The 26,544-nt window shown below is 33.3% G+C and carries 29 protein-coding genes; 12 read left to right on the plus strand and 17 right to left on the minus strand.

All coding sequences use genetic code 11. The features are described from left to right. The first annotated feature begins 11 nt into the window (after positions 1-11). From atpA to AAON49_RS09865, 6 genes are all read left to right on the plus strand, one after another. Entirely contained in the window at positions 12-1,589 is a 1,578-nt protein-coding gene (gene atpA / locus AAON49_RS09840) for a F0F1 ATP synthase subunit alpha (RefSeq protein WP_349554352.1), read from the plus strand. A gap of 19 nt (positions 1,590-1,608) precedes the next feature. Next, positions 1,609-2,469, plus strand: a complete 861-nt coding sequence (atpG, locus tag AAON49_RS09845; protein WP_349554353.1) for an ATP synthase F1 subunit gamma — start codon at positions 1,609-1,611, stop codon at positions 2,467-2,469. A 230-nt stretch (positions 2,470-2,699) separates the two neighbouring features. Beyond that, on the plus strand, positions 2,700-3,164 hold the full coding sequence (locus AAON49_RS09850) for a hypothetical protein (protein WP_349554354.1): 465 nt from the start codon (positions 2,700-2,702) through the stop codon (positions 3,162-3,164). Between the two features lie 102 nt (positions 3,165-3,266). Then, positions 3,267-4,190 carry a hypothetical protein gene (locus AAON49_RS09855; protein WP_349554355.1) on the plus strand — a complete coding sequence of 308 codons (924 nt, stop codon included), beginning with the start codon at positions 3,267-3,269 and terminating at the stop codon, positions 4,188-4,190. A 175-nt stretch (positions 4,191-4,365) separates the two neighbouring features. Then, entirely contained in the window at positions 4,366-5,124 is a 759-nt protein-coding gene (locus tag AAON49_RS09860; protein ID WP_349554356.1) for an SDR family NAD(P)-dependent oxidoreductase, read from the plus strand. A gap of 53 nt (positions 5,125-5,177) precedes the next feature. Further along, positions 5,178-6,320, plus strand: a complete 1,143-nt coding sequence (locus AAON49_RS09865; protein WP_349554357.1) for an ATP-binding protein — start codon at positions 5,178-5,180, stop codon at positions 6,318-6,320. An 88-nt stretch (positions 6,321-6,408) separates the two neighbouring features. Here AAON49_RS09865 and AAON49_RS09870 read toward each other — a convergent pair whose 3' ends face one another. From AAON49_RS09870 to amaB, 12 genes are all read right to left on the minus strand, one after another. Further along, positions 6,409-6,771 carry a hypothetical protein gene (locus AAON49_RS09870; RefSeq protein ID WP_349554358.1) on the minus strand — a complete coding sequence of 121 codons (363 nt, stop codon included), beginning with the start codon at positions 6,769-6,771 and terminating at the stop codon, positions 6,409-6,411. A 28-nt stretch (positions 6,772-6,799) separates the two neighbouring features. After that, on the minus strand, positions 6,800-7,909 hold the full coding sequence (locus tag AAON49_RS09875) for a TFIIB-type zinc ribbon-containing protein (RefSeq protein ID WP_349554359.1): 1,110 nt from the start codon (positions 7,907-7,909) through the stop codon (positions 6,800-6,802). A 2-nt stretch (positions 7,910-7,911) separates the two neighbouring features. Next, positions 7,912-9,006: an SPFH domain-containing protein gene (locus AAON49_RS09880; RefSeq protein ID WP_349554360.1), complete on the minus strand. Its 1,095-nt coding sequence runs from the start codon at positions 9,004-9,006 to the stop codon at positions 7,912-7,914. 131 nt (positions 9,007-9,137) lie between these two features. Further along, positions 9,138-10,106: an SDR family NAD(P)-dependent oxidoreductase gene (locus AAON49_RS09885; protein WP_349554361.1), complete on the minus strand. Its 969-nt coding sequence runs from the start codon at positions 10,104-10,106 to the stop codon at positions 9,138-9,140. 2 nt (positions 10,107-10,108) lie between these two features. After that, positions 10,109-10,462, minus strand: coding sequence for a hypothetical protein (locus AAON49_RS09890; RefSeq protein ID WP_349554362.1), 354 nt, complete (start codon positions 10,460-10,462; stop codon positions 10,109-10,111). Between the two features lie 59 nt (positions 10,463-10,521). Continuing rightward, positions 10,522-11,109, minus strand: a complete 588-nt coding sequence (locus AAON49_RS09895) for a TetR/AcrR family transcriptional regulator (protein WP_349554363.1) — start codon at positions 11,107-11,109, stop codon at positions 10,522-10,524. 69 nt (positions 11,110-11,178) lie between these two features. Beyond that, positions 11,179-11,952, minus strand: coding sequence for a hypothetical protein (locus tag AAON49_RS09900; protein ID WP_349554364.1), 774 nt, complete (start codon positions 11,950-11,952; stop codon positions 11,179-11,181). 109 nt (positions 11,953-12,061) lie between these two features. Next, positions 12,062-13,537 carry a nitrilase-related carbon-nitrogen hydrolase gene (locus tag AAON49_RS09905; RefSeq protein ID WP_349554365.1) on the minus strand — a complete coding sequence of 492 codons (1,476 nt, stop codon included), beginning with the start codon at positions 13,535-13,537 and terminating at the stop codon, positions 12,062-12,064. Positions 13,538-13,645: 108 nt separating this feature from the next. Then, positions 13,646-14,395 (minus strand): LytR/AlgR family response regulator transcription factor, encoded by a 750-nt coding sequence (locus AAON49_RS09910; RefSeq protein WP_349554366.1) that lies wholly within the window; start codon positions 14,393-14,395, stop codon positions 13,646-13,648. Beyond that, positions 14,392-15,459, minus strand: a complete 1,068-nt coding sequence (locus AAON49_RS09915; RefSeq protein WP_349554367.1) for a sensor histidine kinase — start codon at positions 15,457-15,459, stop codon at positions 14,392-14,394. The genes AAON49_RS09910 and AAON49_RS09915 overlap by 4 nt, the downstream gene beginning before the upstream one ends. Positions 15,460-15,625: 166 nt before the next feature. Further along, complete coding sequence (locus AAON49_RS09920; protein WP_349554368.1) at positions 15,626-16,654, minus strand: hypothetical protein; 1,029 nt, start codon at positions 16,652-16,654, stop codon at positions 15,626-15,628. 102 nt (positions 16,655-16,756) lie between these two features. After that, positions 16,757-18,298 (minus strand): L-piperidine-6-carboxylate dehydrogenase, encoded by a 1,542-nt coding sequence (amaB, locus tag AAON49_RS09925; RefSeq protein WP_349554369.1) that lies wholly within the window; start codon positions 18,296-18,298, stop codon positions 16,757-16,759. A gap of 84 nt (positions 18,299-18,382) precedes the next feature. Here amaB and AAON49_RS09930 point away from each other — a divergent pair, with 84 nt between their 5' ends. Continuing rightward, entirely contained in the window at positions 18,383-19,423 is a 1,041-nt protein-coding gene (locus tag AAON49_RS09930) for an isoaspartyl peptidase/L-asparaginase family protein (RefSeq protein ID WP_349554370.1), read from the plus strand. A gap of 4 nt (positions 19,424-19,427) precedes the next feature. Here AAON49_RS09930 and AAON49_RS09935 read toward each other — a convergent pair whose 3' ends face one another. The 5 genes from AAON49_RS09935 to AAON49_RS09955 form a co-directional block, all read right to left on the minus strand. After that, positions 19,428-19,757 (minus strand): hypothetical protein, encoded by a 330-nt coding sequence (locus tag AAON49_RS09935; RefSeq protein WP_349554371.1) that lies wholly within the window; start codon positions 19,755-19,757, stop codon positions 19,428-19,430. Between the two features lie 81 nt (positions 19,758-19,838). After that, complete coding sequence (locus AAON49_RS09940; RefSeq protein WP_349554372.1) at positions 19,839-20,237, minus strand: hypothetical protein; 399 nt, start codon at positions 20,235-20,237, stop codon at positions 19,839-19,841. 12 nt (positions 20,238-20,249) lie between these two features. Then, a complete protein-coding gene (locus AAON49_RS09945) occupies positions 20,250-21,584 on the minus strand; it encodes a hypothetical protein (RefSeq protein ID WP_349554373.1) in 1,335 nt (444 codons plus the stop codon). Between the two features lies 1 nt (position 21,585). Further along, entirely contained in the window at positions 21,586-22,125 is a 540-nt protein-coding gene (locus AAON49_RS09950; RefSeq protein ID WP_349554417.1) for an RNA polymerase sigma factor, read from the minus strand. A 64-nt stretch (positions 22,126-22,189) separates the two neighbouring features. After that, positions 22,190-22,621: a hypothetical protein gene (locus AAON49_RS09955; RefSeq protein ID WP_349554374.1), complete on the minus strand. Its 432-nt coding sequence runs from the start codon at positions 22,619-22,621 to the stop codon at positions 22,190-22,192. A 68-nt stretch (positions 22,622-22,689) separates the two neighbouring features. Between AAON49_RS09955 and AAON49_RS09960 the strand changes: the two genes are divergently transcribed. From AAON49_RS09960 to AAON49_RS09980, 5 genes are all read left to right on the plus strand, one after another. Continuing rightward, entirely contained in the window at positions 22,690-23,664 is a 975-nt protein-coding gene (locus AAON49_RS09960) for a LuxE/PaaK family acyltransferase (protein WP_349554375.1), read from the plus strand. Positions 23,665-23,733: 69 nt separating this feature from the next. Beyond that, positions 23,734-24,180 (plus strand): YHS domain-containing (seleno)protein, encoded by a 447-nt coding sequence (locus tag AAON49_RS09965; protein WP_349554376.1) that lies wholly within the window; start codon positions 23,734-23,736, stop codon positions 24,178-24,180. 142 nt (positions 24,181-24,322) lie between these two features. Then, positions 24,323-24,739, plus strand: a complete 417-nt coding sequence (locus AAON49_RS09970; protein WP_349554377.1) for a DUF3052 domain-containing protein — start codon at positions 24,323-24,325, stop codon at positions 24,737-24,739. A 90-nt stretch (positions 24,740-24,829) separates the two neighbouring features. After that, positions 24,830-25,213: a BlaI/MecI/CopY family transcriptional regulator gene (locus tag AAON49_RS09975; protein WP_349554378.1), complete on the plus strand. Its 384-nt coding sequence runs from the start codon at positions 24,830-24,832 to the stop codon at positions 25,211-25,213. Beyond that, positions 25,206-26,528, plus strand: a complete 1,323-nt coding sequence (locus tag AAON49_RS09980; protein ID WP_349554379.1) for a peptidoglycan DD-metalloendopeptidase family protein — start codon at positions 25,206-25,208, stop codon at positions 26,526-26,528. The genes AAON49_RS09975 and AAON49_RS09980 overlap by 8 nt, the downstream gene beginning before the upstream one ends. Positions 26,529-26,544 lie beyond the last annotated feature (16 nt).

Consider the following 26,544-nt stretch of genomic DNA (forward strand, 5'->3'; position numbering starts at 1 on the left):
AATTAGAAAAGATGGCAGCAATTAAACCCGCTGAAGTATCAGCAATTTTAAAGCAACAATTAACAAATTTCGAAGCGAAAGCTACGTTAAATGAAGTAGGTACTGTTTTACAAGTAGGAGACGGTATTGCTCGTGTGTATGGTTTATCTAATGTACAATACGGTGAATTAGTTGAATTCGATAACGGATTAGAAGGAATCGTATTAAACTTAGAAGAAGATAATGCCGGAGTTGTATTATTAGGAGCGTCAACTTCTGTAAAAGAAGGATCAACAGTAAAACGTACTGAAAGAATTGCTTCATTAAGAGCTGGAGAAGGAATCGTTGGACGTGTAGTAGATACACTAGGAAGCCCAATCGATGGGAAAGGGCCTATTGAAGGAGAAACTTTCGAAATGCCTTTAGAGCGTAAAGCACCAGGAGTTATCTATCGTGAGCCTGTAACTGAACCATTACAAACAGGAATCAAATCTATTGATGCGATGATTCCAGTAGGAAGAGGTCAACGTGAGTTAATCATTGGAGACCGTCAAACAGGAAAATCTACAGTTGCTTTAGATACCATCTTAAACCAAAAAGAATTTTATGATGCAGGAGAACCAGTATACTGTATCTATGTTGCTATTGGTCAAAAAGCTTCTACAGTTGCAGCTATTGCAAACATGTTAGAAGAAAGAGGAGCATTAGCATATACAACAATCGTAGCTGCAAACGCATCTGACCCTGCACCAATGCAAGTATATGCACCATTTGCAGGAGCTGCTATTGGAGAATACTTTAGAGACACAGGTAGACCAGCATTAATTATTTATGATGATTTATCAAAACAAGCGGTAGCATACCGTGAGGTATCTTTATTATTAAGAAGACCTCCAGGACGTGAGGCTTATCCAGGAGATGTATTCTACTTACACTCAAGATTATTAGAGCGTGCTGCAAAAGTAATTAATGATGATGCTATTGCTGCTCAAATGAATGACGTACCAGATTCATTAAAAGGTAAAGTAAAAGGAGGAGGGTCTCTAACAGCATTACCAATTATTGAAACACAAGCAGGAGACGTATCTGCATATATTCCTACAAACGTAATTTCTATTACTGATGGGCAAATCTTCTTAGAGTCTGACTTATTCAACTCAGGAGTTCGTCCAGCAATTAACGTAGGTATTTCTGTATCTCGTGTAGGAGGATCTGCACAGATTAAATCAATGAAAAAAGTATCAGGAACATTAAAATTAGATCAAGCGCAATATCGTGAGCTTGAGGCTTTCGCTAAGTTTGGATCTGATTTAGATGCTGCTACAATGAATGTAATTGAAAAAGGAAAACGTAACGTAGAGATCTTAAAGCAAGCTCAAAACGATCCGTTTACAGTAGAAGACCAAGTAGCAATTATCTATGCAGGATCTAAGAACTTATTAAGAAACGTTCCTGTAAACAAAGTAAAAGAATTCGAAAGAGATTATATCGATTACTTAAACGCAAAACATAGAGATATTTTAGACACTTTAAAATCAGGAAAATTAACTGATGAAGCAATTTCTACATTAGAAAGTGCTGCAAAAGAGATCTCTGCAAAATTTGCTTAATCATTAAAGACCCATTTCAATGGCGAATTTAAAAGAAATACGTAACAGAATTACTTCAATTGGTTCTACCATGCAGATTACCAGTGCCATGAAAATGGTATCTGCTGCAAAGTTGAAAAAGGCTCAAGATGCAATTACTGCAATGAGACCTTATTCATCTAAATTGACTGAACTGTTACAAAGCTTAAGCGCAACACTTGATAGTGATGTAGGAGGAGCTTTCTCTAAGCAAAGAGAAGTTTCTAAAGCATTGGTTATTGTTGTAACGTCAAATAGAGGTTTGTGTGGAGGATTTAATTCATCTGTAATTAAAGAAACCATCAAAAATATTGAAGACAATTACCAAGGAGTTGACGTAGATTTGTTAACCATTGGTAAAAAAGGAAACGATATTTTATCAAAAACATACAATGTGTTAGAAAACAGAAATGACGTTTTTGATGATCTAACCTTTGACAATGTAGCTGGAATTGCTCAAAAAGCAATGGATTTATATGTAGACGGATCTTATGACAAGATCGATATTATTTACAATAGATTCAAAAATGCAGCAACTCAAATTCCACAAGTAGAACAATTTTTACCAATCAAACCAGTAGAAGGAGAAGTAAACACTAATTTGGATTACATCTTTGAGCCTTCTAAGGAAGAGATTGTATTAGAGTTGATTCCTAAGTCATTAAAAACTCAGTTGTTCAAAGCTGTTAGAGATAGTTTTGCAGCAGAACACGGAGCACGTATGACTGCAATGCACAAAGCAACAGATAATGCAAAAGAACTAAGAGACGATTTGTTATTAACATACAACAAAGCACGTCAAGCTGCAATTACCAACGAGATCTTAGAAATTGTTGGTGGAGCTGAAGCTCTTAATAATTAGACAAAGCAAAGCGAAGTCAGATTATTAAAAAGGCAGAAGCATTGAATAATTAAGAAACATATTATTTTAATAAAAAAGCGAACCAAACGGTTCGCTTTTTTTATGAGTGTAATTTAAAGTGACTAAAGCAGGAAAAACGTGTCAAAAGACTAAGAGAATTACAAGAGTTAAAAAGAATTATTTTTTATCTTGGCACAACTCTTGGACTTAATCAAACTAAACAAAGAATTATGAAATCAGCAATCTATCTTTTTATGTTTATAGGCTTAATGACCTGTAAATCGGCAAAATTGGATAAAAAACCGCCATTTAAAATTACTGGAGCTACCTATAACAATTGGGTTGGAGGACAACCTGGCGCGAGTGGAATAAGAGTAATTATAGCTTACGACACAAACGAAGATGTTACATTCGACAAAATATATTTCCATAAAAAAGAAGGCAAAATAGATGCGTATAAAAAAGAAGGAAAAGTTTATTTGGTAGGTCATATCAACACATCAAAACCTAGAGGGAATGATTTGGTTTTAGAAGAAGATCCCAAGAAGGAAGTAAACAACAAATTACCAGAGGAAACGACATTTCCTTATGAATTGAAAGATGATGAAGCTATTATTTCTTATACTCATAAAGGAAAGGTAAAGTTCTATAAAGTAAAAAACATCAAACAAACAAAAACAGATTTTTATCCATAGGTAACTATCTGATAATCATATAAAAAGCACTTCTCTAAGAAGTGCTTTTATTTTTTGGCACGCAATTTGGAAACTTACTAGTATAACCAAAACCAAATGCTTATGAGAGCCATAAAATTACTATTAGTTACCATTTTTACCGGAGCACTTTTTAGTTCATGCTCTGTTATTTTTGAAGATGTAGTTGACGATTCAATTACATTAAATGAGTTAATGTCTAGTTACGACCTATGGTATGTAGATATTCATAGAACTACTGGAACTGGAGAAGTTCCTTTTGTTACTCGAGCATTCACCTTATCGTTTTTTAATGGAAACATGTACGCAAATAACAATATTGCAGGAATTGGTTTTACTGGAAACGGATTGGGAATTGTTGTAGGAGATTACAGTACATTCGGAACAACTTTAGAAACATTTCATGATGTAGATGGAAGACACGATTTTACAGTAACGCAATTATCTACAAATGAAATAGAAATTTATGATTCATTTCACAATGTAGCTTACATTTTAGTTGGATATCAAAGAGGTAATTTCGACTATGATAGGTTGTTTTACGAGAACATAGAATATTTCTTACAAGAGTACGATGCTTGGGAAAGAACAAACATTAGCGCAACAGGAGCCGCAAATGCATTTGATGACGAACATTATTTACAATTTACGCCTGAAAACAACACAACGTTTTACTCTTCTCACGACCAATTTGGCACGAATATTGGTAATATTTTATGGGATTTCACAGGTAGTTATGAAGTCTTTGATGTTCAAGGTCATGAGAACCTGAAAATTTTAACACTTAATTATGACGGCGGAGATATAGATGAGTTCGAATTAAGCGTTATAAATGATCAATTAGTACGACTATATCACCTAAGCTCTGAAACAACATATGATTTCACCGGAAGAGGATTTATTCAATTCTTGAAGAACGGAGAAAAAGCGAAATCAACTGTAAGGAACAACGGTAGAAAACGTACTAAGATTATAAGAAAAACAAAAGAAAGAAAGAACGTCAAATAAAAAGATGTTCATCTAAAAATAAAGTTTGGTTAGTTGATTTTTGGTTGGTTATTCTCAATAACCAATTAAAAGGGAACCGCTCTAGAAGTAGAGCGGTTTTTTCATGCCTTAAATTCAAGTAATCATCACATAAATGTGAGTAAAATCAGCTATCTTTAAAAGCAAAACATCATCCATGAAACAAACTGTATTTATTACTGGAGCTACTTCTGGAATAGGTATGGCAACAGCCAAATTGCTTGCTCAACATCAATTTCGATTAATTCTCTGCGGAAGAAGAAAGAATCGATTAGAGCGACTGCAAAAACTATTAGAAAGTGTTACAGATGTAACCACCTTACAATTTGATGTAAGAGATAAGAGTTCGGTTGATGAGTCGATTAAAAGTTTATCCAAAGAGTTCCAACAAATAGATGTACTTATCAATAATGCCGGAAACGCACACGGTTTAGATTCCATTCAAGAAGGAAACACAGAGGATTGGGACGCAATGATGGATATTAATGTAAAAGGTCTATTGTATGTTTCTAAAGCGATTATTCCTCAGATGATTGAGAGAAATAGCGGTTTTATAGTAAACATTGGTTCTACCGCAGGAAAAGAAGTCTACCCAGGAGGAAACGTGTATTGTGCTTCTAAATATGCCGTAAATGCGATTAATAAGGGGATGAGAATCGACTTAAACCAATACAATATTCGAGTAAGCGCCATACACCCAGGATTGGTTGAAACCGAATTCTCAGACGTTCGTTTTAAAGGAGATACAGCCAGAGCTAAAAAAGTATATCAAGGATACAAAGCTTTACAAGCTGAAGATATTGCAGACATTATTCAATTTGTAATTACAAGGCCTTACCATGTAAACATAGAAGACTTAGTAGTTTTTCCAACAGCTCAAGCTACTGCCACCATGGTGAATAAAAATAATGCTTAAAATAAATATAATAGCTTTTATCACTTGCACAGGAAAAGAAATTTAACCCAAAGATGATTAACAAACGACTTTTAATTAAAAACCTTCTGAGCCATACAGGCGAGAACAGTTTTTATGATAAAAAGTTGAAGCTTTCTTTAGGAAGTAAAGAAGGAAAAGCCAAATTTTTAAAGCATGTTTGCGCACTCTCAAACTCTAATCCAGAAAACAATTCCTACATCGTTATTGGAATAGAAGATGAAGAAAATAAAATCATGGGTGTTGATTTCTATGACGATAGTAAAATCCAAAACCTAATCAATGCTTACTTAAAGAACCCTCCAAAAATTGAATATGAAAACGTTCCCTTTCCAAGATTACCTCGTCATAAAGTAATAGGGTTGGTTACCATTCATGCAAATAACAAAGTAACCTCTTTGTTAAAAAGTGCTTGGAAATACCGTAAGGAAAGCATCTTCTATAGAAGAGGAAGCAATTCGATGCCAGCCTCAAAAAATTTCGAACTTCGAAATACCAATAAATCGATTGTTGAAGCCATTGAAAAAAATGCAAGAAATAATATCGAGCTAACTTTAGATGGAGTTTTCGATTTTTTTAGTAGCCACAAACCTGAATACAATCCTCAATACAAGGTTTTTAATGAACAATTTGTTTTGTGTTGGGCTGGAGAGAAAAAAGAAGTTAATGGCGAAGAGTTTTACAGCAGAGTAGATATAGAACTAATCAATGAGCAAGTACGTCTCTTTTTTTCTTCGCTAGATGATGTGCAAATTAGCTATAATAAAAACTCATTTATCATTACCGAGTACATTTTATTAGGTATAGACAAACAAGAAAAACGTTATCCTTTAGAAAAAACCATCATCAACTTTAAGGATAATGGGAAACATGATATTGTCTCAGAATTTCTTTTTAAAGCTCCGAAGTTTGACGATGTTAGAATTCAACATATTTATGAAAACAACAATGCAATTATTAGTAAAATAGAAAAGAATACACCACTATCTGTTTTAGAACATGAAGACGTTCTTCGGTTGCCAACCAATTATCTGATTTGTTTTTTACATGGATTTTTAGATGCGGGAGACCAATTGCGTAAAGCAAAGGATTACATCAAGAATATCGAAGACAAAACTACATATGTAAAGTATAAAGAAGCAATGCGTGTGTTACGAAAAGTGAAGTATAGCTCTTAAAGACATTCAATATAACTTACAAGAGAATGAAAAGTTTTATTGATTTTTGGATTCATACTGATTAGAATAAAAACCCTCAAGCTTTACATTATTCCCTATTAGTTTTTATAACTATTTTTTGAACATCTGAAAGATATTTATCAGATTTCACATACTTGATACTCTCTTTAAGACATTCTTCGAAATCAGTACCACACAAATAAATAGGGTTTTCTAACGAATGTAAAATCTTTTTTTCTTCTTCAGATCTCTGTTCTACAATGACATTATTAAGATAAATTCTACCAGGAATCTTATCCCAAGAATATATTTCCCAAAAAACACGTTGAATAAAGTCAATATTAAACTTTAGTCCATTCTTATCCTTACAAGTTAATGATAAAGACCCACCATCCATAAACACATAGTTATCAGTTATGTGAATTCTAGAAGCAAAGTCAATCTGGTTCATGAGAGTTTTTTGATAAAGTTAGTGAAGTTTACGAACCTTTCGCTAAGAAAATAACCAAAGCAACAATTCCTAATCCTAAAAGTACAGCTAAGGTAATTTTTACCCAACTATACGGACGTTGCCCTTGAATCTCTCCAGTTCTTCCATTCACCAGAAACTGATAAAGTTTGTCTTTATATCGATAAGCACTTACATATACAGGAAGTAGTAAATGTTTAAAAGTAATTTCATCATAATTGGTTTTCATAGAGATAATACGTTGCACATCTCCCCCTATATCTCTTCTAATTAAAGAACGAATTCTTGGATCCATGATATCTTTAGCAACATCAAAACCTTGCTCAAGATCTATCTGATATTTCTCAGTAATAAAACCGCTTAAATAACTTTTCTCAAAGGGAATTAAATTTTCTAAATCCCATGGCTCAAGCTTGTAAATATATTTACGAGACAATGATTGGTTGGCAGTAACCAAGACATCATCAAAAAACTTGTTTACACTTCCTGAAGCTGGATACCAACGTGTGCGTTGTACCTGTCTGGTTCTTGTTACAGACTTTCCATTTTCAGTAGTGGTATAGCTTTCAGTTACATAATAATGAATTCCACGTTGTCCAACATACTTTGTAAATGTATCTGTATCATAAGTCCAATAAGGAATGTAAATTCCTTTAAAGTGATCAAAACTTAAAGAAGCTTTTTTAAGATCGTTTGGGGCAAACCAAAGTTTAGACACCCATTTTTTAAAGAGACCTTTGGCTGTGACTTTGTCTATATGAAAAGGCAACAATGCTTTCGGTTTTATAATGGTTTCTTGCTTAGACTCATCAATAACCAAAGCGGTAGAACAATAAGGACAACTTGCAGAGGTAATATGTGATTCCAGCGACGAAGTTGCTCCGCAACTATGACACTTTACAAAACGCTCGGTAAATGTCTCTTCAGAGTTAGATTTATCCGCTAAATATTGATGGAAGTCTAGCTCCTCAAAATCACTGTCTATTTCAGGAATTTCGTTAGTAGTTCCACAATGTTCACAAGCTAAAGAATGTGTTCCTGGCTTATATTTAAGGTCGCTCCCACAGTTGGTACAAGCAAACTTACCAACCTCTATTTCTTTTTCTAGATTTTCTTCCATTCTTATTTAGGAATTGGAGGCGGAACACTTCCAAATAGCGAATTCAATTCAGATACTTCACCAGCAGCTAACCAGTTAGACATTCCTTCCTTCCATACCAGTGACTCACGAGTAATTTCATTTTTTTGAGCCATCTGCTTTAACACGTTTAAATCAAATGGACCCGCTTGCTTTCCTTCAATAGCAACAAAAAAGGTGGTTCCTGAAGAAGGAATTGGAGGAGGAGTCGCTCCACCACTTTGCTGGCCTGTAAAAGCTTGTCCCATTTGATTAGCCATGGCAAATCCCATTCCCATTCCCATTCCTGCACCGGCAGTTCCGCTATCATTTTCAGCAGCTTTTTCTAAAGCTTTTGCTGCTTTTAATTGAGCTAATTTTTTAAGATCAATAGCATTTAGTCTACTTAATTCGAAGACTTCTTTCTTAATTTCTTCTGGCATCGAAACATTTTCGATTAAGAATTTAGTAAGTTCAATACCATAGCCTTCAAATTCTGGCCCAATAACACCATGCACATATTCCGAAATTTCATTGGCGTTTGACGCGTAGTTTTCGATAGGCAGTTTAGCCTCCCCAATAGCATCGGTAAATCGGGTAACAATCATACTCTTTAGCTGCTCAGAAATCTTATCAGTTGTAAAATGACCATCAGTTCCTACAATTTCTTTAATAAAAACAGGAGCGTCTTTTATTTTGATTACATAAGTACCAAAAGCTCGAACTTCTAGCATTCCAAAGCGTAGATCATTTAAAATTACAGGGTTTCGAGTTCCCCATTTTTGATCTGTAATATTCCGTGTACTTACAAAATAAACTTCAGCTTTAAACGGACTATCAAAACCATATTTCCAACCTTTTAAAGTAGAAAGAATAGGTAAGTTTTGCGTGGTTAAAGTATACATTCCAGGTGTAAACACATCTGCGATTTGTCCTTCGTTGATAAATACAGCAACTTGTCCTTCGCGCACTGTTAGTTTTGCTCCATTTTTTATTTCATTCTGATAACGCTCAAAACGATGAACAAGCGTATCGCTGGATTGATCTGTCCATTCGATAATATCAATAAATTCTCCGCGAATTTTGTCAAAAAGTCCCATGTAAGTATGTTTTAATGCAATTTCAACTTATATGTGTACAAGATAGTAGATTTGTTACAAAAAAGAGAGTAAATTGAAGAAGACTCTTAAACAAAAAAATACAAAACCCCACTATTTAGCGGGGTTTAAAATTAAAATTTACCGAAAAGTTCTTCAGTAATGAGCCAAAACTCATCAATGAGATCATTATTTGTAAATGCTGGATTCATAGGTTTTTGATCTACAAGTCTCCCTAAAGTTTGTCCTTTAGGAGCTCCAAGCAAATCTCCATTAGCACCTATTTTACCTTCTAAACAATCGGCAAATTTTCTCCCCCCTTTTGATGGGCTTTGTGCTTTTCCGATTAGGTTCATAAAACCAAAAACGAGATGTTTCATAAACCATCTTTTTAATGGAGTCATTCCTGAAAGTCCATTTGTTCCCGAAGTTAAACCAGGGGTAAACCAAATCGCATCAATAGAATTGTCTAAAGAGGCAATTTTTGATACCCAAAGAGCACCAAATAATTTAGAAACACCAATTGCATTCATTGGATTGTATTTGGCTTGCGTTTCTTTTGTTTTGAAAATATACTCTCTAAGTTCACTTTTTGAACGAAACTCAGGCGACGCTATCATTCCAGGAATTCCTCTAGCACCTTCACCTCCCGCAAAAACGACCAGAGCATTAGGAGATAATAAATTTTGTTGCTTTAAAGCTTTTATTGTTAAATGAGCGCCAAAAACATTTTGAAATACGGTTTTTTCAATCTCTTTTTGATTCCATTTTTTTGTTTGATAATCATTGGTAAAGAATACACCTCCAGCGCATAGAAAAACAATGTCGAAAGGGTTTTTAGTCTCTAAATTATTTATAGCGGTTTCAATTTTTTTTGGATCTAACATATCAAACCCTCCAGCAGTTTTAAGCTCTAGTAATGGGTTTTGAGTTGTAGTTTTTTTGAGATATCTTTTTGCTTCCTCAATTTTTGAAAGAGTTCTACCAGCCAGAGTAATCTTAGTTGCACCATCATTAATTAAATGCTTTGCTGTTTCTCTTCCTAGACCTCCATTTGCTGCTACAAGAAGAAAGTTTTTTGTTGTAAAATCTCTTTTGGTCATGATTATTGATTTAAATAAGCTTGAACCTTTCTATTGAAAGTTAGAATAAAGGATATTATTGAAATGACCATTCCTATAAAAGCTAATGTTGGTGTAGAAACGGCAAAAACTAAAAGAACAACAATTCTAACGCCTAGTAAACTGAAACTTTTTATAGAAGTTATTAAACCAATAAATAGAAGAGTATAAGCTATTGCTGTATATAAAATACTGCTAGCAGGAACTCCTGCAACATTACCTTTAGATTGTGCAAAACCATAAAAAACAAAGCAAATAATAACGAGCAATAAGTTTAAGATGAAAAGTATTCTTAGAGGAGTAGGTTTTTTCATGAGTGTTTCTTTTTTAGTGTTCATGTTAAAAAATTTAAATTAAAAATATAATGACCGTTCGTCATATTTTGATTAAAAAAATATTAGATAAGAATCTTGTTAAAAATTAAATTTTGAAAATCTTTAAGAGGTTTATTAGTGGCGGCGGCTTTCATTCTAACCAAAGCACCATGCCAACTATTTAAGATAAAAGAAGCTGTACTATCCGTATCAGTATCTTTTGAAAGCTCCCCCTTTTGCTTAGCTTCTTCCAAAACACTAGTAATAATAGATTGAATTTCTAAAAATTCTTCTTCTAAAAGATCTCTAAAAGGTTTACTAATATCTGCCATCTCAGCAGAAAAATTACTCATCATACAACCTCTATCAAAATCTCCTTTTTCTACATAAAATCCTATTAACCTAGTGTACATATCTTTAATTCTCTTTACAGGAGAGATAGAAGTATCGGTTAATAAAGCACGTCTATGATTAGAAATTCCACGCTCACAATAAATTTTTAGAACTTCAAGAGCGAAGGATTCTTTGTTTTCAAAATGATTATAAAAAGAACCTTTAGGAATCTGAACATGATCTGTAATCTGTTTGATACCCGTTGCATTATAGCCATTCAAAAACATAAGTTCTTGTCCTGCGTTTAAGATATCTTCTCTAAAGATTTTTCGTTTCATAAACGCAAATATAATGACCGTTCGTCATATTTGCAAAAAATAACAATAAATTTTTTTCTTTAATAAACATTATTCTTTTTTGGTTCCTAATAAATATAGAACAACGCTAGGTCCAGATTTTACTTTATTAATTTTCCAATCATATTTTTCTGTTTCGTTTAAGCTTTCAACCAAAGTATTCATTTCTTTAACTGAATAAGTTCGTAGCGAAGAAACAATTCCGTCCCACAAAACAAATAAAGGGACTATAGGAATTAAATATGTAAAAAGAATACGACCAAATTTAAAGGGTCTAATAAAAGGAGTGGTTAGCAATACGCTAATGGGAGAAAATAGCATAGCTATGATGCTATGAATACTTCTTTCCTGAGCTTCAAAAACGGCTATTGAATTTCCTGTATCAATTGCGTTTTGCAATATTAGTTTTGCATCGTTGGGTTTAAAATGATGTAAGGATAAAAACTGAGTTCTCAAACCTTTTAATTCTGGCGGCACATTTCTAGCATCAACAGATGTTTCTACAAACTCAAAGTTTTTTGCTTGTTTTTTTGTGTATTTGAAAGCAGAAAGATTGGGGTAAAAATCTGTGAGAGTTATTCTTAAATCTGGAATATCTTTAATCAATTCAGAGTTCAACCAAATTAGTCCGCCGCCACCTCCAGAACCTAGGTCAATAACTTGGGTCGTATTGCTTTTTTCTAGCGCTTTTTTTAACACAGGAACAATGGGTTTATACATTTTAGTTTTGTTAGATAAAAACTGTAGAAAATCGGTACCATAGTTTCGCAAAAAACTTGGAAACCATTTTTGATCTTCAAATTCAAATAGATGTATTCGTCCCATTTTTCTGAGGTTTTCTTAGGATTACATAGTGTAAACTAAGATACGAAAAAACCACTTCATCTTAAAGTACAAGGTGAAGTAGTTTTACTTTTTTCGTTATTCAATATTTCTATTGATTAACTGATTTTTTCCTTTTTAGGATTATGACAATCGTTAAAAACATGAGCAAGCATAGTATAATAAATAAATCTCCGATAATCGAATAAATGGTTTTTGTTCCTTTGGTTGGCAAGTGTGTAATCAGTACTTTATTTTGATCGGTAAAATGATCCATTTCACTGATTACTCTTCCAGTATAGTCTGTTCCTACTGATAAACCATGACTAGTTTGTCTAATAAAATTAACTCCTTGTTCTATCGCTCTAAATCGACTCATATCTGTATGAATAGGGTCAATATCTTGCCAATCATTACTTGGCGCTAAAAGGATGTCAGCTCCTTTAACACCTTTTATATAGTTAGGGAAATCTAGATCAAAACAGATAACCGCAGCAACCGTTCCATAAGGAGTTACTACTTTTTGTATACCAACGGGTTTATTATTGCTGATAGGAGCTTCGGCACCAGGAACAGAAATCCCTTTCCAATAATCAATCACTTTTCTGCCTTTCGGACCAAATACAACAAATTTGTTTTCAAGGAATTTGCTATTTGTAGGGTCTACTACGGCAAGACCTACACCTAAATAAATGTTTTGATCAACAGCTATCTGACTGGCTTTTTTATAAAGCTCTTGTTCATCTTCTTTTAGGATGACAGCATTGCCTTCTGCCCAAAAAACGAATTTTGCGCCAGCTTGTGCCTCTGCAATACTTTTGTCAAACAAATAGTTATTTAATCTTGAGGTATTTTTTCTGGTTTTCAATTTAACTTCATTCGCAGTTTCGGGATTGTTTAGTCCCTGAATATCTACTCCAACATTAAGACTATCAAGTGCAGAAATAGAAGCTATACGAACAGTTTCTGTATCGGGTTTAAACTGCACCCGATAACTTCCATAAAGTAGCGTTATTCCCAAAACAATACTGTATACAAACACGCCCTTTTTTACACTTTTCCATTTATGTCTTTGTGTGTATACCCAATTGCTTACAGAAGCAAACCAAGTAATAAGAAAGGTAATATACCCCAATCCAAATACAGAAATAGATTGTAACAACATGGTTTGTGATTGTTGTGTATATGCCAGATGTCCCCAAGTTCCATAAGCATTCAATTGATGATATGTATATTCTATGAGAACAGCCGCAGTAGGAAAGATTAATGTACTAAGAAAAGAACTTCTCTTTTTTGAAAAAAAGGAATCAATGAGATAGGGTAATGCAGCAAACAAAGCAAAAATAGCAGCAAGCACAATGGATGCCGAAACTGGAATAAAAGGAACAACATCAAAACCGATATAATAGCTTAATCCTATACTTAAAAAAGCAAATAAGAAACCTTGCCATCGCTTGAGTCTTCGAACGGCAAAAAGAAGCATGACAGTGGCAATCCAAATGGCAACAGAAATAGAAAACTGCCCATTTGAAAATACAAGAAATAGGAATAAAATGGATACGAAAGTTATGTGTCTAGTAAGTTTCATTTTTCTAGGTATTAAATTAATATGGGGCAATATCAATCTAATCTACCTGTCTAGACAGTTGTTTCTTTTGAACTATCGTTTGAGAAGGTTGAATTGTAACAAAGGATGTTATTTATTCATCCAGTTCTTAAAATCACCTGTTTTTGGTCGGCTCACAATAAATTCTTGATCTCTGGGATTGGCAATAGAAAGTTTAATTCGGTGGTTGAAGTAAGGGTCTATTTTCTGAATGGCGGCTTTTGCAACAACCTGACCGCGATTGATTTTGAAGAATGTAAGTGGGTCCAACGTACTGAAAAACTCGTCTAAAGTCTCTTGGATAATAAAGCGTTTATTGAGCGTAACACCAAAAGTGATACTATCTTCAGAGTAGCAGTAAAGTAAATCGGAAACTTTAACTTGCACAAAGCCGTTTCCTTCTTTTACCAATAAGCCTTCTCTTTTAGGTGCTACTTGCAAGTCGCTAAGCAATTGTTGCAACAAAGAAGCATCCATCGCAGGTTTGGTGGACTTCATAAACTTATCGATTGCCTTTTCTAAATCTTCTTTTTGAATGGGTTTTAGCAGATAATCAACACTGTTTACTTTGAAGGCTTGAATGGCATATTGATCAAAAGCAGTTGTAAAAATAATTGGTGCTTGTACGTTAGTTTTTTGAAAGATCTCAAAGCTCAATCCATCGGCGAGTTGAATGTCCATAAAGACCAAATCTGGAGCACTATTTTTTTGAAACCATAACACTGAATCTTCAACTGAATCAATGACGTCTAATAATTCGAAATCAAAACCGCAAGCTTTTAGCATAAGCTGCAATTGATTTGCCGCACGAGTTTCATCTTCAATAATTAAAATCTTCATGAGTTTCCTTTTAAATTGGTCATTGTTAATAAGGGAAGAGAAACAGAAAAGAGGTTCTCATCATTCGATATTGCAATAGATCTATCTGACATCAAAGCGTAGCGTTTTTTGATATTCTGGAGCCCAACTTTTGTGGAGGGAAGTTGGGTTGATTTTTTCTGAATAGGATTCATAACCACGATGTAATCATCTTGAATAGATATGGTAACTTCTAAAGGTTTCGACTTTGAAATGACATTGTGTTTGATTGCATTTTCTATGAGCAATTGCAAACTCATCGGTACCACCATTGCATCTAGTGAATCCTTAGGAAGGTTCCAGTGCAATTTTAGATTCTCTCCGAAACGTTCTGATTGTATATGAATATAAGCTTTAGCAAATTTTAATTCGTCTTTAAGTGCAATTAGGTTTGCATTTCCAGACTCTAATAGAAATCGATAGATATCTGCCAGTTTGTCTACAAACTGCTTTGCATCTTCTTTTGGGTTTTGATCAATGATATCTCGTAATGTGTTCAGTGTGTTGAAGAAAAAATGTGGTTGGGCTTGATTTCTAAGTGCGTCTAATTGTGCTTGAACAATGGCTTGTTTTGCTTGCTCTTCATCTCGTATAGATTTTTTGAGTTGTACAAAAAAGTAAATGGCTTCGTAGATGGCCATAATCATAATGGTGAGAAGAATGGTAATAACCAATGATCGGATTCTTTCTTGAAAATGATACTCGACACTATCTGATAGTAAAGAAAATAAATGAACACCGATAAAATCGATTACCAAAATTGTAACTGTAATAACCAAGAAAAGAAGGAAAATGCGTGTAAAACTGTCTTTCAAGGCAGGATATTTTTTTCGCAAACGAATTAAGACTGCTCTGTTGATAAACCAATTACAAGCAGAAAAAAAGGAGGATGCTACTAGTGTTAAGATAGCCTCAATAAGTGAGAGATTTGAAGAATCATTAAGCACATAGGCTGCCGTAAAACTTAAAATGAGTACACCGATGACCGAAAACCAAAAATCGTTAAATCCTAGATATTGTATACGTTTCTCTTTATTAACAAGCATATTGTTTAAAATTCATTCAACCGGATATTTCAAAGCCTTAAAATAAGACAAAGGTTTCTTAATTGAAGGTTAAAGATGAAACTTTTAGAGAGTTTTTAAAATAACTTTCTGTTGAACCATCGCTAAAGTTTGTTGAATTGTGAAAAGTAGTCTTGGTTTTATTCTCTTAATCTTTAATGAAGAAGAATGAATTAAAAAAGTCATTCATCGCTTTATTCCCATCGTTCTTTGGAATTGTCATAACCTGTATAGAGATATGCAAGTTTCCTTTTAGAAACATCCATGTTTTTATAACTATTTGACCATTTCTGAAACTCTCTTTCATTTCAACACCTTCAATACCGTTTTTTATAATTTTCTTTTTACTGATAAGGGCTGATTGTCTAGCTATAATTGTGCCTTGAATTTTATTTGAATAGTACTTTTCTAGATTGAAACCTTCTGTTTTCGTAATATCTTTTGAATAGTTCTGAATGGCGCTGACATAAATTAAATTATCATCATTTTTTAATTTAGGTTGGTAAGATTTAGCCTTAGTTTTAGCAGTTCCATAATCAGTTGGAGTTTCTAATTCTCTATTTTCAGGTTCTTTAGGAAAAGAAATAGTAAATATCTCATCACTTAATACATCAGAAGCATCTGCGTTAGCTATAGACTCAGTATTTATAAGCTCAAATGAATCAAAAAATTGATTGATACCAACATTAAAATTGTTTTTTTCTTCTGTTCTCACAGTTAGAATATACATTCTGTTTTTAACCAGATAGAACCGAATGCGAATCAAATTTTTTGTCTCAGTGTCTTTCCACCTGAATTCTCTTCCAGTATAACCAAGTATTTTATGATTAAAAACCCCTATCAGTTCAGCCGTTTTAGAATTTATATTTGTGTTTTGAGCTCCGTTAAATAAAGCGTATATATGATCAACTGTTAAAGTATCAGTAAAACTTAATGGGTAATCTAAATAACTCAACTGATAAGAAAGGTTGTCGTCATTTTTAGATACTGATTTGAATGAGAAATTTGTTAATTTACCATATTCTGTTTCGCCAGACTTTTCAGAAAGTATTGGTTGAGAGGGAAAAGAAATTTTAAACCGCCCTTCTTTGTTTTTAAACTTACCATTCTCTTTTTGGACGGGCGTACAAGAGAATAGGACAGAAATAAAAACGATAATTAATGGGTGTTTTTTCATGCTTATTTTGTTTTTCAGATTGTCTCACCAGACAACTCCAAGATACAAAAAACCCACTTCATTGAAGTGGGTTTCTATATATTTAAAAAAGTGAATTACTTTTTATAAATCAAACTTAATCCCTTGTGCTAAAGGTAAATCTGTAGTATAATTAATCGTATTGGTTTGACGCCTCATATATACTTTCCAAGCATCTGAACCAGACTCGCGTCCACCACCAGTTTCTTTTTCTCCACCAAAGGCTCCGCCAATTTCGGCTCCTGAAGTTCCAATATTTACATTGGCAATTCCACAATCAGATCCAGCATGTGATAAGAAACGCTCTGCTTCACGTAAGTTATTGGTCATAATTGCCGAGGACAATCCTTGTGCCACACCATTTTGAATTTCGATTGCATTTTCAACATCTCCAGAGTATTTTAATAAATACAATACAGGAGCAAAAGTTTCGTGTTGAACAATCTCGTAAAAGTTTCCAGCTTCAGCAATGGCAGGTTTTACATAACAACCACTTTCATAACCTTCACCAGATAATACTCCTCCTTCTACAACAATGTTTCCTCCTTCAGCTACTACTTTCTCTAAAGCTGCTTTGTACATGTCTACAGCATCCGTATCAATTAACGGACCTACATGATTGCTTTCATCTAAAGGGTTTCCTATTTTAAGTTGCCCATAAGCTTTTACAATTGCATCTTTTACTTTATCGTAAATAGAATCGTGAATAATCAACCTTCTGGTAGAGGTACAACGTTGTCCTGCTGTTCCTACGGCACCAAATACAGCTCCAATCACTGTCATTTTAATATCAGCATCCGGAGTTACAATAATGGCATTGTTTCCACCTAATTCTAGTAAAGATTTTCCTAAACGTTCACCTACAGTCTTAGCAACTATTTTACCCATTCTAGTAGAACCTGTTGCAGATACCAACGGAACACGTTTGTCTGTAGTCATCATTTCACCTACTTTATAATCTCCTTGAATTAAACAAGAGATTCCTTCAGGTAAATTATTTTCCTTTAAAACTTCAGCGATGATATTCTGACAAGCAACACCGCAAATAGGTGTTTTTTCACTTGGTTTCCAAACACAAACATCTCCACATATCCAAGCTAGAGCAGTATTCCATGCCCAAACAGCTACAGGGAAATTAAAAGCTGAAATGATTCCTACGACTCCTAAAGGATGATATTGTTCATACATTCTATGACCTGGTCGTTCAGAATGCATTGTTAATCCATGTAATTGACGAGATAAACCAACTGCAAAATCACAGATATCAATCATTTCTTGCACCTCTCCTAAACCTTCTTGGTAACTTTTTCCCATTTCATAAGAGACTAATTTCCCAAGAGGTTCTTTTAACTCACGTAATTTTTCACCAAACTGGCGTACAATTTCTCCACGTTGTGGAGCTGGCATCGTCCTCCATGTTTTAAATGCTGAAGTTGCTGCGGTCATTACCGATTCGTAATCTTTATTGGTTGTAGTTTTTACCTTACCAACAAGCTTTCCGTCAACTGGCGAATAACTTTCTATAATATCTCCATTAGAAAACCATTTAGATCCAGTAGATGAACCTTCGTTCACTTCTTTAACTCCTAATTTTTCTAAGGCTTCTTGAATTCCGAAATCTGTCATTTTCGTTTCTTTTTTGATTTGATTTGTGGTGCCAAAAGTACAAATAAAGTTTTGTAATTTAGGGGAGATTTAAATCCATTAACCATGAAAAGATTTTCTATAGTTGTTGCTGTGCTATTTTCATTTTATGCATGCAAAGAAACCCCTCAAAAAGAAGAGCAAAAACAAGTGAATGAATTTGCGATTGTTATACATGGAGGTGCGGGAACAATTCTTAAAAAGAACATGACACCTGAAAAGGAAGCTGCCTATAAGGCAAAGTTAGAAGAATCAATAAAAAAAGGATATGAGATTCTTCAAAACGGAGGAACAAGCATGCAGGCTGTAGAAGAAGCTATTCATATTATGGAAGACTCTCCGTTGTTTAATGCTGGTAAAGGAGCAGTATTTACTCATGACGAAGCCAATGAAATGGATGCCTCTATTATGGATGGTAAAACTTTAAATGCAGGAGCTATTGCTGGAGTTAAGGATGTGAGAAATCCAATATCGGCGGCGAAACTAGTCATGACAAACTCACCTCATGTGATGTTGGCTGGAGCTGGAGCTTCACAGTTTGCAAAAGAACAAGGATTAGAAATTGTTGATCCAAGTTATTTCTACACGAAAAGAAGATTTAAATCCTTACAAAGGATTAAAGACAAAGAAAAAACAGAACTAGATCATGATGAGAAACAATCTTTTTATGATGAAGATATTAAAGACAGTAAGTTTGGAACAGTGGGTTGTGTTGCATTGGATAAGTATGGAAATATAGTGGCAGGAACTTCTACTGGAGGAATGACTAACAAAAGATGGAATCGTATTGGAGATGCACCAATTATTGGAGCGGGAACTTATGCAAACAATGCTACTTGCGGAGTGTCATCAACTGGTTGGGGAGAATATTTTATTAGAGCGATGGTTGCGCATGATATCTCGGCTTTAATGGATTATAAAGGAATGTCTTTAAAGGAAGCTGCCCAAGAAGTGATTCAGAATAAACTTACCAAATTAGGAGGAACAGGAGGAATTATAGCTGTTGATAGAAACGGTAATATGGTGTTTGAATTTAACACAGCAGGTATGTATCGCGCTTCCATGAATTCGAAAGGCGATATGGAGATAAAAATTTACAAAGAATAAATACTTAATTAAGCCATTGTATTGGTAAGGGCTTCAGCTCTAAATCTTTAATTTCTGTTTTAATAGGAATTTGTATTAGAGGAGCTCTTTTAATAGACAAATTGATTCTTTGTCTTTTGTTGATGTCTCTAAGTATGTCTTCAATAGCTTTTTGAGCAGATAAAACCAAGCCATTTAAAATGATATTTGATTCTGCCTTTTGATCAAAACAATTGATATGATATTTAGGCTTATTATCTAAATATACAATCCACTGAGCGTATTGTTTTTTTGGAAAATCAACAATCTCTTTCACACCTATTAAAGTCCGATAAGTAGTTTGTTTAATAGTCATAATAATTTTTTAGCATTAAGGGGTATATATATAACAGGATCGAATTGATTTTCCCTACGTTTAATGGAAAAGTATAACAAATTAGTTTACTGGAATTATTACTTCTTCAAAGATATCCTGCCCATCATTATCTGTTCCTTTCCAGAATCTAAAAACATAATCTTGTGTTTGCGTAACTGTTAGAGGAAACGTATACTCTTCTTCTATAGTAGCTTGTGTACATACAGCATTTAAATCTTGTAAAGCTCTAACGGCAACTGTGCGAGTATTTCCTTGAGGGTTATAAAACAATTCATAAAAACGATAACAACCATTTGGCAGAGTGTACTTTACCGTAATTTGAACAGTCGTTCCAAAGGTTAAACTAGATGGAGTAACAGCTTCATCAATTGCAATTAAATGAGTTTGGAAGTCATCAGTGTTATCTATGTTACAAGAAACAAAAGATAAAAAGGCAAATGCAAGAATAATTTTTTTCATAATAAACATTTTTTAAAATTGATATTTAACACCTGTGTAAACCCCTAAAAAGTAAGGTTGAAAACCATTACTATTTCTAGAGAATGTGTTTAAATGAACTTTAAACATTGGATTCAGGTTCAAAAACAATTGTTTGTTAATAGCATAGTCAAAGTCTAGTCCGAAATTTGCACTAAAATTGATAGAGTTCAGGTTGTTTGCTTCTCCAAGATTAGATCTAAACTCAGAGGCTCTTAAATGAATTTCATTAGTGTTCAAGAAAAGTGTACTAAAACCAGAGATAAGTCCTAACGAAAATTCTTTTTTCTTTTTTAAATAATAAGTTAGTTCTAAAGGAACTTCAGTATAACCATAAGTCTGTTGTATAACAGCATCATCACTGAGCAATGTAGAAGAGTTCACAATACCTGCAATATTTTGTGCGTCCGAAGAAGAACCTATAAAAAGTCCATTTCCGCCAGAAGTTGAAACTTGAATTACACCGCTATGATTCACATTTCTCAAGTTGCTAGAAGTAATTCCAGAAACAATACCAACATCTTCTGTGTTATAACTCATCTGTTGCGTATAAACACCAGATCTAACAGACCATTTTTTTGAAACTTCATAAGAAACTCTAATTCCAATAGCAGAATTAGCCTTTCCGTTTATTTGATTGTTTTGAAAACGACTATCAATAGCAGAAGCATTCGAAAACGATGCTGCTTTTGTGTATCCATACGATGGTAAAACCGCCCATCTTTTACTCGGTAAACTTTCCTCTGCAATAGAATCTTCTTGTTGAACCACATCAAACAAACTTTTTAATGGTGGTTCTTTTTTTGCTTCTACATTTGAATTAAGAGCTTGTACTGTAAAAGACATTGCATTAAATTCTTTAGCAGGGAAAGAAAGAAGGGCGGACAGTTTCACCTCGGTTTTCTGTTTTTCTCTTTCTTGTACGGTGGTATTTGTATATATTTTTTCCTTAGGTATTTCTAGGGTTGATTTTTTTGCAATAACAAGTTCTTCTTGTTTTTGTTTTGGAACAGAAATAATGTCTTTTTCTGTTGCTGGAGATTTTTTTTCTTTTAGAGGAGATGTTTTTGAAGGATCCTCTTTTGGAGAAACAACAATACCAGGTTCTTTACGAAAAGGATCTTCCTTTTGTTTCTTAAACAAAGGAAACACGAGAAAACCAATAACAAGAATAGCCGCTCCACTATACATCCACCATATAGGGAATCGTCTTTTTTTCTTTTTTTCAAGTTTATCCTGAATTTGAAGCCAAACATCAGCGCTTGGAGATTGTTCAAGATGTTCTAGTTTCTCTTGAAAAAGATGATCTATATTTTTTTTGTTTCCCATTTTACGCTTCTTCTTGTTTTTTTTGATACGCAATTACTTTCTCTTGCAAAATTGCTCGAGCGCGAGAAAGGTTAGATTTAGACGTTCCTTCAGAAATTTCCAACATTTCAGCAATCTCTTTGTGAGAAAAACGATCTAACACATATAAGTTAAACACCAATCGATATCTATCAGGTAACTGTTGAACTAAGTTTAGTAAGAAATCCGTTTCAATATCTTCTTCAACATCAACATAAACTTCATTTGAAACAGCATCACTTCTAACAACTTCTAATCGTGTTTTTTGACGATATTTTTGCAAAGCCACATTAATGGTAATACGCTTTATCCAACCTTCAAAAGAACCTTTTCTTTTATACTGATTGATTTTATTAAAAATTATGATGAAGCTATCTTGCAAAACGTCTTCTGCATCTTGATAATCTCTAGAGTATTTTAAACACAAGGCAAATAGCTTTTTCGAGAACCTTTTATAAATCTCTGATTGTGCCGAAATCTCTTGTTTACAGCACTGTTCTATTATTTCCTCTAAAGACTTGATGTTTAGGCGTGATTTTTATGTTACAAGTTACTTTATAATTTAATTTTAATCTTTATTTCTATTATTAATTTAACACAATTTGACTATCCCAACCTCTTATGTTAAGTAGAATAACTTCTGATTGTTGAGACCTTATACTACTTATATCGAATGTAAAACTTCGTTCAAATACAGAAAGACATGATTCATTATTTGTTAACACAAGTTTTAAAAATCGTTGAGGTGGTAAGCCATTAGTTTGTTCTCCAGAATCTACAAGAGATGCCTCCCAAGTATTACCACTACAACCACTTGAAGTAATTGTAATGGTTAAACAATTTTCTGAAATAGAAACTCCTTTGATTGTATAGTTTGCAACAACGGTTGAAGCAAAAGCAGCGTTGTCTATAACAACTGGATTGCCACAAGCAACCTGTAAAAAAGTATCGTTATTCACACTGCAAGAATTAAAAACTACAGAAGAGCAAATCACAAAGAAAAACAAAAGTCGTTTCATGTGTTGTTTTTATTATTAGATACAAGAAAACTAAAAAGGTTGCGTCAAATAATTATATTTTTGCATCAATGCAAAAACAAATCTTTTCGATTTCAAATTTCACTTCTTTTGAAGAATGTGCATTGGAAGTTTTTAAGCATCAGTTTGAAAACAATTCTGTGTATCGTTCTTTTTGCGATCTTCTTTATATACACCCTAGTGATGTAAAAGAAATAAAAGAAATTCCCTTTTTGCCAATTCAGTTTTTTAAAACCCACAAGATAATATCTTCTAAAGAGCAAACACAAGAGGTTTTTACAAGTTCTGGAACCACAGGAAGTAGTACTAGCAAGCATATGGTTACTGATATTTCTTGGTATCAAAAAAGTTACTTAAAAGCATTCGAATACTTTTATGGAGATATTAAAAATTATACTGTACTAGCATTGCTGCCTAACTATTTAGAAAGAGAAGGATCTTCATTAATATACATGATGAGTGACCTCATCAAAAAATCAGAAAAATCCGCAAGCGGATTCTATTTAGACAATACCGCCGAGCTTTCGGAGAAATTAAAAACCTTGAATAAAAAAGGAGAGAAAGTTTTATTGGTAGGAGTCACATTTGCATTGTTAGATTTACTTGAGAAAGAATCGTTTACTTTAGAGAACACTATAATCATGGAAACTGGAGGAATGAAAGGAAGGCGCAAAGAAATGACGCGCTTAGAATTACATCAAATCTTAAAAAAAGGGTATGGTGTTTCTGCAATTCATTCTGAATACGGTATGACCGAATTACTAAGTCAGGCTTATTCAAAAGGAGAAGGAATATTTGCATGCCCACCATGGATGAGAATGTTGACTAGAGATACTGAAGATGCTCTTACTATTTTAGAAAATGAGAACACAGGAGGACTTAATGTGATTGATTTAGCGAATTATAATTCTTGCTCTTTTATAGCTACACAAGATTTAGGAAAAGTTAGAATTGACAATACTTTTGAAGTGCTTGGACGCTTTGATCATTCTGATATTAGAGGCTGTAATTTGATGGTTGTCTAAAAATATTTTTCAACAAATTGTAATTAAATTTTTTCTTTTCGACTATTCACATGAATTAAATCGTGAATAATGAAAAAAATCATCTTACTGTTATTTATAACTTTTTCTACATCAATTTTTGCTCAAAAGAATTATTTCGTTAAAAAAGGAGCAGTTGCTAGAGGATATGATGTTGTGGCTTATTTTAATAATGAAGCAAAACAAGGCAGTAAGGAAATTTCTACAGAATACGATGGGGTAAACTTCTATTTTTCTTCAGAGGAAAATCGTAAAAAGTTTAAACAAAACCCAATGCAATACCTTCCTCAATACGGAGGTTTTTGTGCTTATGCAATGGGAGTTAAAGGAAGCAAAGTCTCAATAAATCCAGAAACCTTTGAAATTAGAGAAGGCAAACTTTATTTGTTTTACAATAGAGGAAATACAAACACATTAGACCTTTGGACTAAAGAAGGTGCAGATGAGTTAAAGACAAAGGCTGATAAAAATTGGAAAAAAATCACAAAGAAAAAATAGAGGGAAGTAAGTTCGGGGGAGCTTATAAATGATGGAGTTATATAAAAGCCGAAATAGTATTTCGGCTTTTTTTGGCAATACCTAAAAAGAGAAATTATAAACCAATGAAAACAATGGCTATATTTATTGATAAAACACACCAATGAGTACCGCTGGATATTCTGGAACGCCTTTAGCAAAAAAACTGGGAATTAAAGAGAACTTCTTAATTCAAGTATATAATTCACCTAAAAACTACATTGATTTTTTCCATGAATTTCCTAAAGGAGTAGTTCTCTCTAACTCTAATCAAGGGATAAAAACGATAGACTTTATTCACATTTTTGCAACTACAGAAGAAGAACTATCTCAAGCATTTCATCTTGCTAAACCTACGCTAAAAAAGAATGGAAGTTTATGGATTAGCTGGCCTAAAAAAACGTCAAAAATTGTTTCAGAAATCAACAAGTTTGATGTTATGAAGTATGGCTTAGACCATGGATTGGTTGATGTAAAAGTTGCTGCTGTAGATAAAGATTGGAGCGGACATAAGTTTATGTATCGTACCAAAGACCGTTAGTTTTAACTAATTTACCTCACTTACATAACTATAAAAATAGTTTTATGACTATAAATATAGTCGTAAAAGAAAAATATGTATATTTGCCCCATGAATGAGTTAACAAAAGCAGAAGAACAAGTAATGCAATATGTTTGGAAGTTAGAGAAAGCTTTTCTCAAAGATATTGTAGATCAGTTTCCAGAACCTAAACCTGCATACACCACCATTTCTACAGTTGTTAGAGTATTGGTACGAAAAAAATACTTGAATTTTGAAACTTATGGAAAGGTAAGACAATATTCTCCAGCGGTTTCAAAGGATGTTTATTTTCAAAGACATATGAAACAGGTAATTGGAAGTTTTTTTAATGGTTCTGTAAGTAAATTCACTTCCTTTTTTACAGATCATGAAGACATGAATGTAACTGAGTTAGAGAAAATAAAACAGATGATTGAAGAAAAAATAAACACACTAAAAGAAAAAAATGACTGAGCTTTTCATGTATTTAATTAAGGCGACAATAGTTTTTACAGTACTTTTTGTTGTCTACAAATTAGTTTTAAGCAAACTCACATTTCATGCAATAAATCGCTTGTTGCTTATAGCCTTGCTTCCTCTTTCTTTACTATTACCTTTTAGCAATTATTTACTTCCAAATACATTTAGGATATCAGAAGAAATTCCATTTATGGAAGAACTTACTTTAAGTTCAATTGTTGAAGTTCCAGCCATTATAGAAGTTAGTCAGAGCGCTTCTATCAATTATTGGGAAATAGGAGCCACTATATATTTTTTTATTGTTTTTCTTTTACTTTTTAGAAGCATTGCTACAATCAGAAATCTGTGGATTTTAAAGAACACATCTCAAAAACAACGTAAAGAAAGATATCATTTTATTGAAGTAGAAACCGCGGAAGTGTTTTCTTTTTTCGGTTGGATTTTTATTCCAAAAGGAACATTAGAAGACATCAATCCAATCATAGTAAAGCACGAAAAAATACATGCTCAATTAAAACACTCATTTGATATTATTATCACAGAAATATACGCTGCTTTCTTTTGGTTCAATCCATTGATGTATAACTTTAAAAACTCATTAAAGTCAACTCATGAGTTCCAAGTAGATTCTAAACTACTTAAAAAAGAAGTGCAACCTTTAGAATATATGCAATTGTTATTGCAGAGTTTAACAGGAAAGAAACAAGAACCTTTATGTAACTATTTTAATCATCCAATTCTTAAAAAAAGAGTAGAAATGATGACCAAAACACAATCAAATAAGTTATCAGGATTAAAGTATTTCTTTCTAGCACCCATTTTTGCCTTCTTATTTTTTGCTTTTTCAAAAGCAGACCAAAAAGAAATAAAATTAACAGCTCCAACAGAAGTTTTAGAAACAAGCGAAAAGATTACTTTACTATTTCCTGTGAAAAATGGTTCTAGAGATGATATCTCATCATTTTTTGGAAAAAGCAGAAAACATCCAGTGCTTAATGTTAAAAAAGTTCATAGTGGAATAGATATAAAAGCAGAAGAAGGAGTTCCAGTATTAGCTTCGGAAGATGGTTTTATTCTTATAGCAGCGAAGAAAAAACAATGGGGAAATTTAATCGTTATAAAACATACCAATGGTTACGAAACTAGGTATGCTCATTTACAAGGATTCAACACCCAAGAAAAACGACAAGTCAAAAAAGGAGATGTTATTGGCTATGTAGGAAATACTGGTTTTTCTAGTGGTTCTCATTTACATTTCGAGTTGATAAAGAAAGGGAAACGTATAGACCCATTAGATCATATAGAATAATAAGTTATTTACCCCT

The organism is Pseudotenacibaculum sp. MALMAid0570, assembly GCF_040151415.1.
In the GTDB taxonomy this organism is placed as follows: Bacteria; Bacteroidota; Bacteroidia; order Flavobacteriales; family Flavobacteriaceae; genus Polaribacter.

Coding starts and splice junctions, on each gene's coding strand:
- atpA (WP_349554352.1), top strand. CDS start 12: ATGGCAGCAATTAAACCCGCTGAAGTATCAGCAATTTTAAAGCAACAA.
- atpG (WP_349554353.1), top strand. CDS start 1,609: ATGGCGAATTTAAAAGAAATACGTAACAGAATTACTTCAATTGGTTCT.
- AAON49_RS09850 (WP_349554354.1), top strand. CDS start 2,700: ATGAAATCAGCAATCTATCTTTTTATGTTTATAGGCTTAATGACCTGT.
- AAON49_RS09855 (WP_349554355.1), top strand. CDS start 3,267: ATGAGAGCCATAAAATTACTATTAGTTACCATTTTTACCGGAGCACTT.
- AAON49_RS09860 (WP_349554356.1), top strand. CDS start 4,366: ATGAAACAAACTGTATTTATTACTGGAGCTACTTCTGGAATAGGTATG.
- AAON49_RS09865 (WP_349554357.1), top strand. CDS start 5,178: ATGATTAACAAACGACTTTTAATTAAAAACCTTCTGAGCCATACAGGC.
- AAON49_RS09870 (WP_349554358.1), bottom strand. CDS start 6,771: ATGAACCAGATTGACTTTGCTTCTAGAATTCACATAACTGATAACTAT.
- AAON49_RS09875 (WP_349554359.1), bottom strand. CDS start 7,909: ATGGAAGAAAATCTAGAAAAAGAAATAGAGGTTGGTAAGTTTGCTTGT.
- AAON49_RS09880 (WP_349554360.1), bottom strand. CDS start 9,006: ATGGGACTTTTTGACAAAATTCGCGGAGAATTTATTGATATTATCGAA.
- AAON49_RS09885 (WP_349554361.1), bottom strand. CDS start 10,106: ATGACCAAAAGAGATTTTACAACAAAAAACTTTCTTCTTGTAGCAGCA.
- AAON49_RS09890 (WP_349554362.1), bottom strand. CDS start 10,462: ATGAACACTAAAAAAGAAACACTCATGAAAAAACCTACTCCTCTAAGA.
- AAON49_RS09895 (WP_349554363.1), bottom strand. CDS start 11,109: ATGAAACGAAAAATCTTTAGAGAAGATATCTTAAACGCAGGACAAGAA.
- AAON49_RS09900 (WP_349554364.1), bottom strand. CDS start 11,952: ATGGGACGAATACATCTATTTGAATTTGAAGATCAAAAATGGTTTCCA.
- AAON49_RS09905 (WP_349554365.1), bottom strand. CDS start 13,537: ATGAAACTTACTAGACACATAACTTTCGTATCCATTTTATTCCTATTT.
- AAON49_RS09910 (WP_349554366.1), bottom strand. CDS start 14,395: ATGAAGATTTTAATTATTGAAGATGAAACTCGTGCGGCAAATCAATTG.
- AAON49_RS09915 (WP_349554367.1), bottom strand. CDS start 15,459: ATGCTTGTTAATAAAGAGAAACGTATACAATATCTAGGATTTAACGAT.
- AAON49_RS09920 (WP_349554368.1), bottom strand. CDS start 16,654: ATGAAAAAACACCCATTAATTATCGTTTTTATTTCTGTCCTATTCTCT.
- amaB (WP_349554369.1), bottom strand. CDS start 18,298: ATGACAGATTTCGGAATTCAAGAAGCCTTAGAAAAATTAGGAGTTAAA.
- AAON49_RS09930 (WP_349554370.1), top strand. CDS start 18,383: ATGAAAAGATTTTCTATAGTTGTTGCTGTGCTATTTTCATTTTATGCA.
- AAON49_RS09935 (WP_349554371.1), bottom strand. CDS start 19,757: ATGACTATTAAACAAACTACTTATCGGACTTTAATAGGTGTGAAAGAG.
- AAON49_RS09940 (WP_349554372.1), bottom strand. CDS start 20,237: ATGAAAAAAATTATTCTTGCATTTGCCTTTTTATCTTTTGTTTCTTGT.
- AAON49_RS09945 (WP_349554373.1), bottom strand. CDS start 21,584: ATGGGAAACAAAAAAAATATAGATCATCTTTTTCAAGAGAAACTAGAA.
- AAON49_RS09955 (WP_349554374.1), bottom strand. CDS start 22,621: ATGAAACGACTTTTGTTTTTCTTTGTGATTTGCTCTTCTGTAGTTTTT.
- AAON49_RS09960 (WP_349554375.1), top strand. CDS start 22,690: ATGCAAAAACAAATCTTTTCGATTTCAAATTTCACTTCTTTTGAAGAA.
- AAON49_RS09965 (WP_349554376.1), top strand. CDS start 23,734: ATGAAAAAAATCATCTTACTGTTATTTATAACTTTTTCTACATCAATT.
- AAON49_RS09970 (WP_349554377.1), top strand. CDS start 24,323: ATGAGTACCGCTGGATATTCTGGAACGCCTTTAGCAAAAAAACTGGGA.
- AAON49_RS09975 (WP_349554378.1), top strand. CDS start 24,830: ATGAATGAGTTAACAAAAGCAGAAGAACAAGTAATGCAATATGTTTGG.
- AAON49_RS09980 (WP_349554379.1), top strand. CDS start 25,206: ATGACTGAGCTTTTCATGTATTTAATTAAGGCGACAATAGTTTTTACA.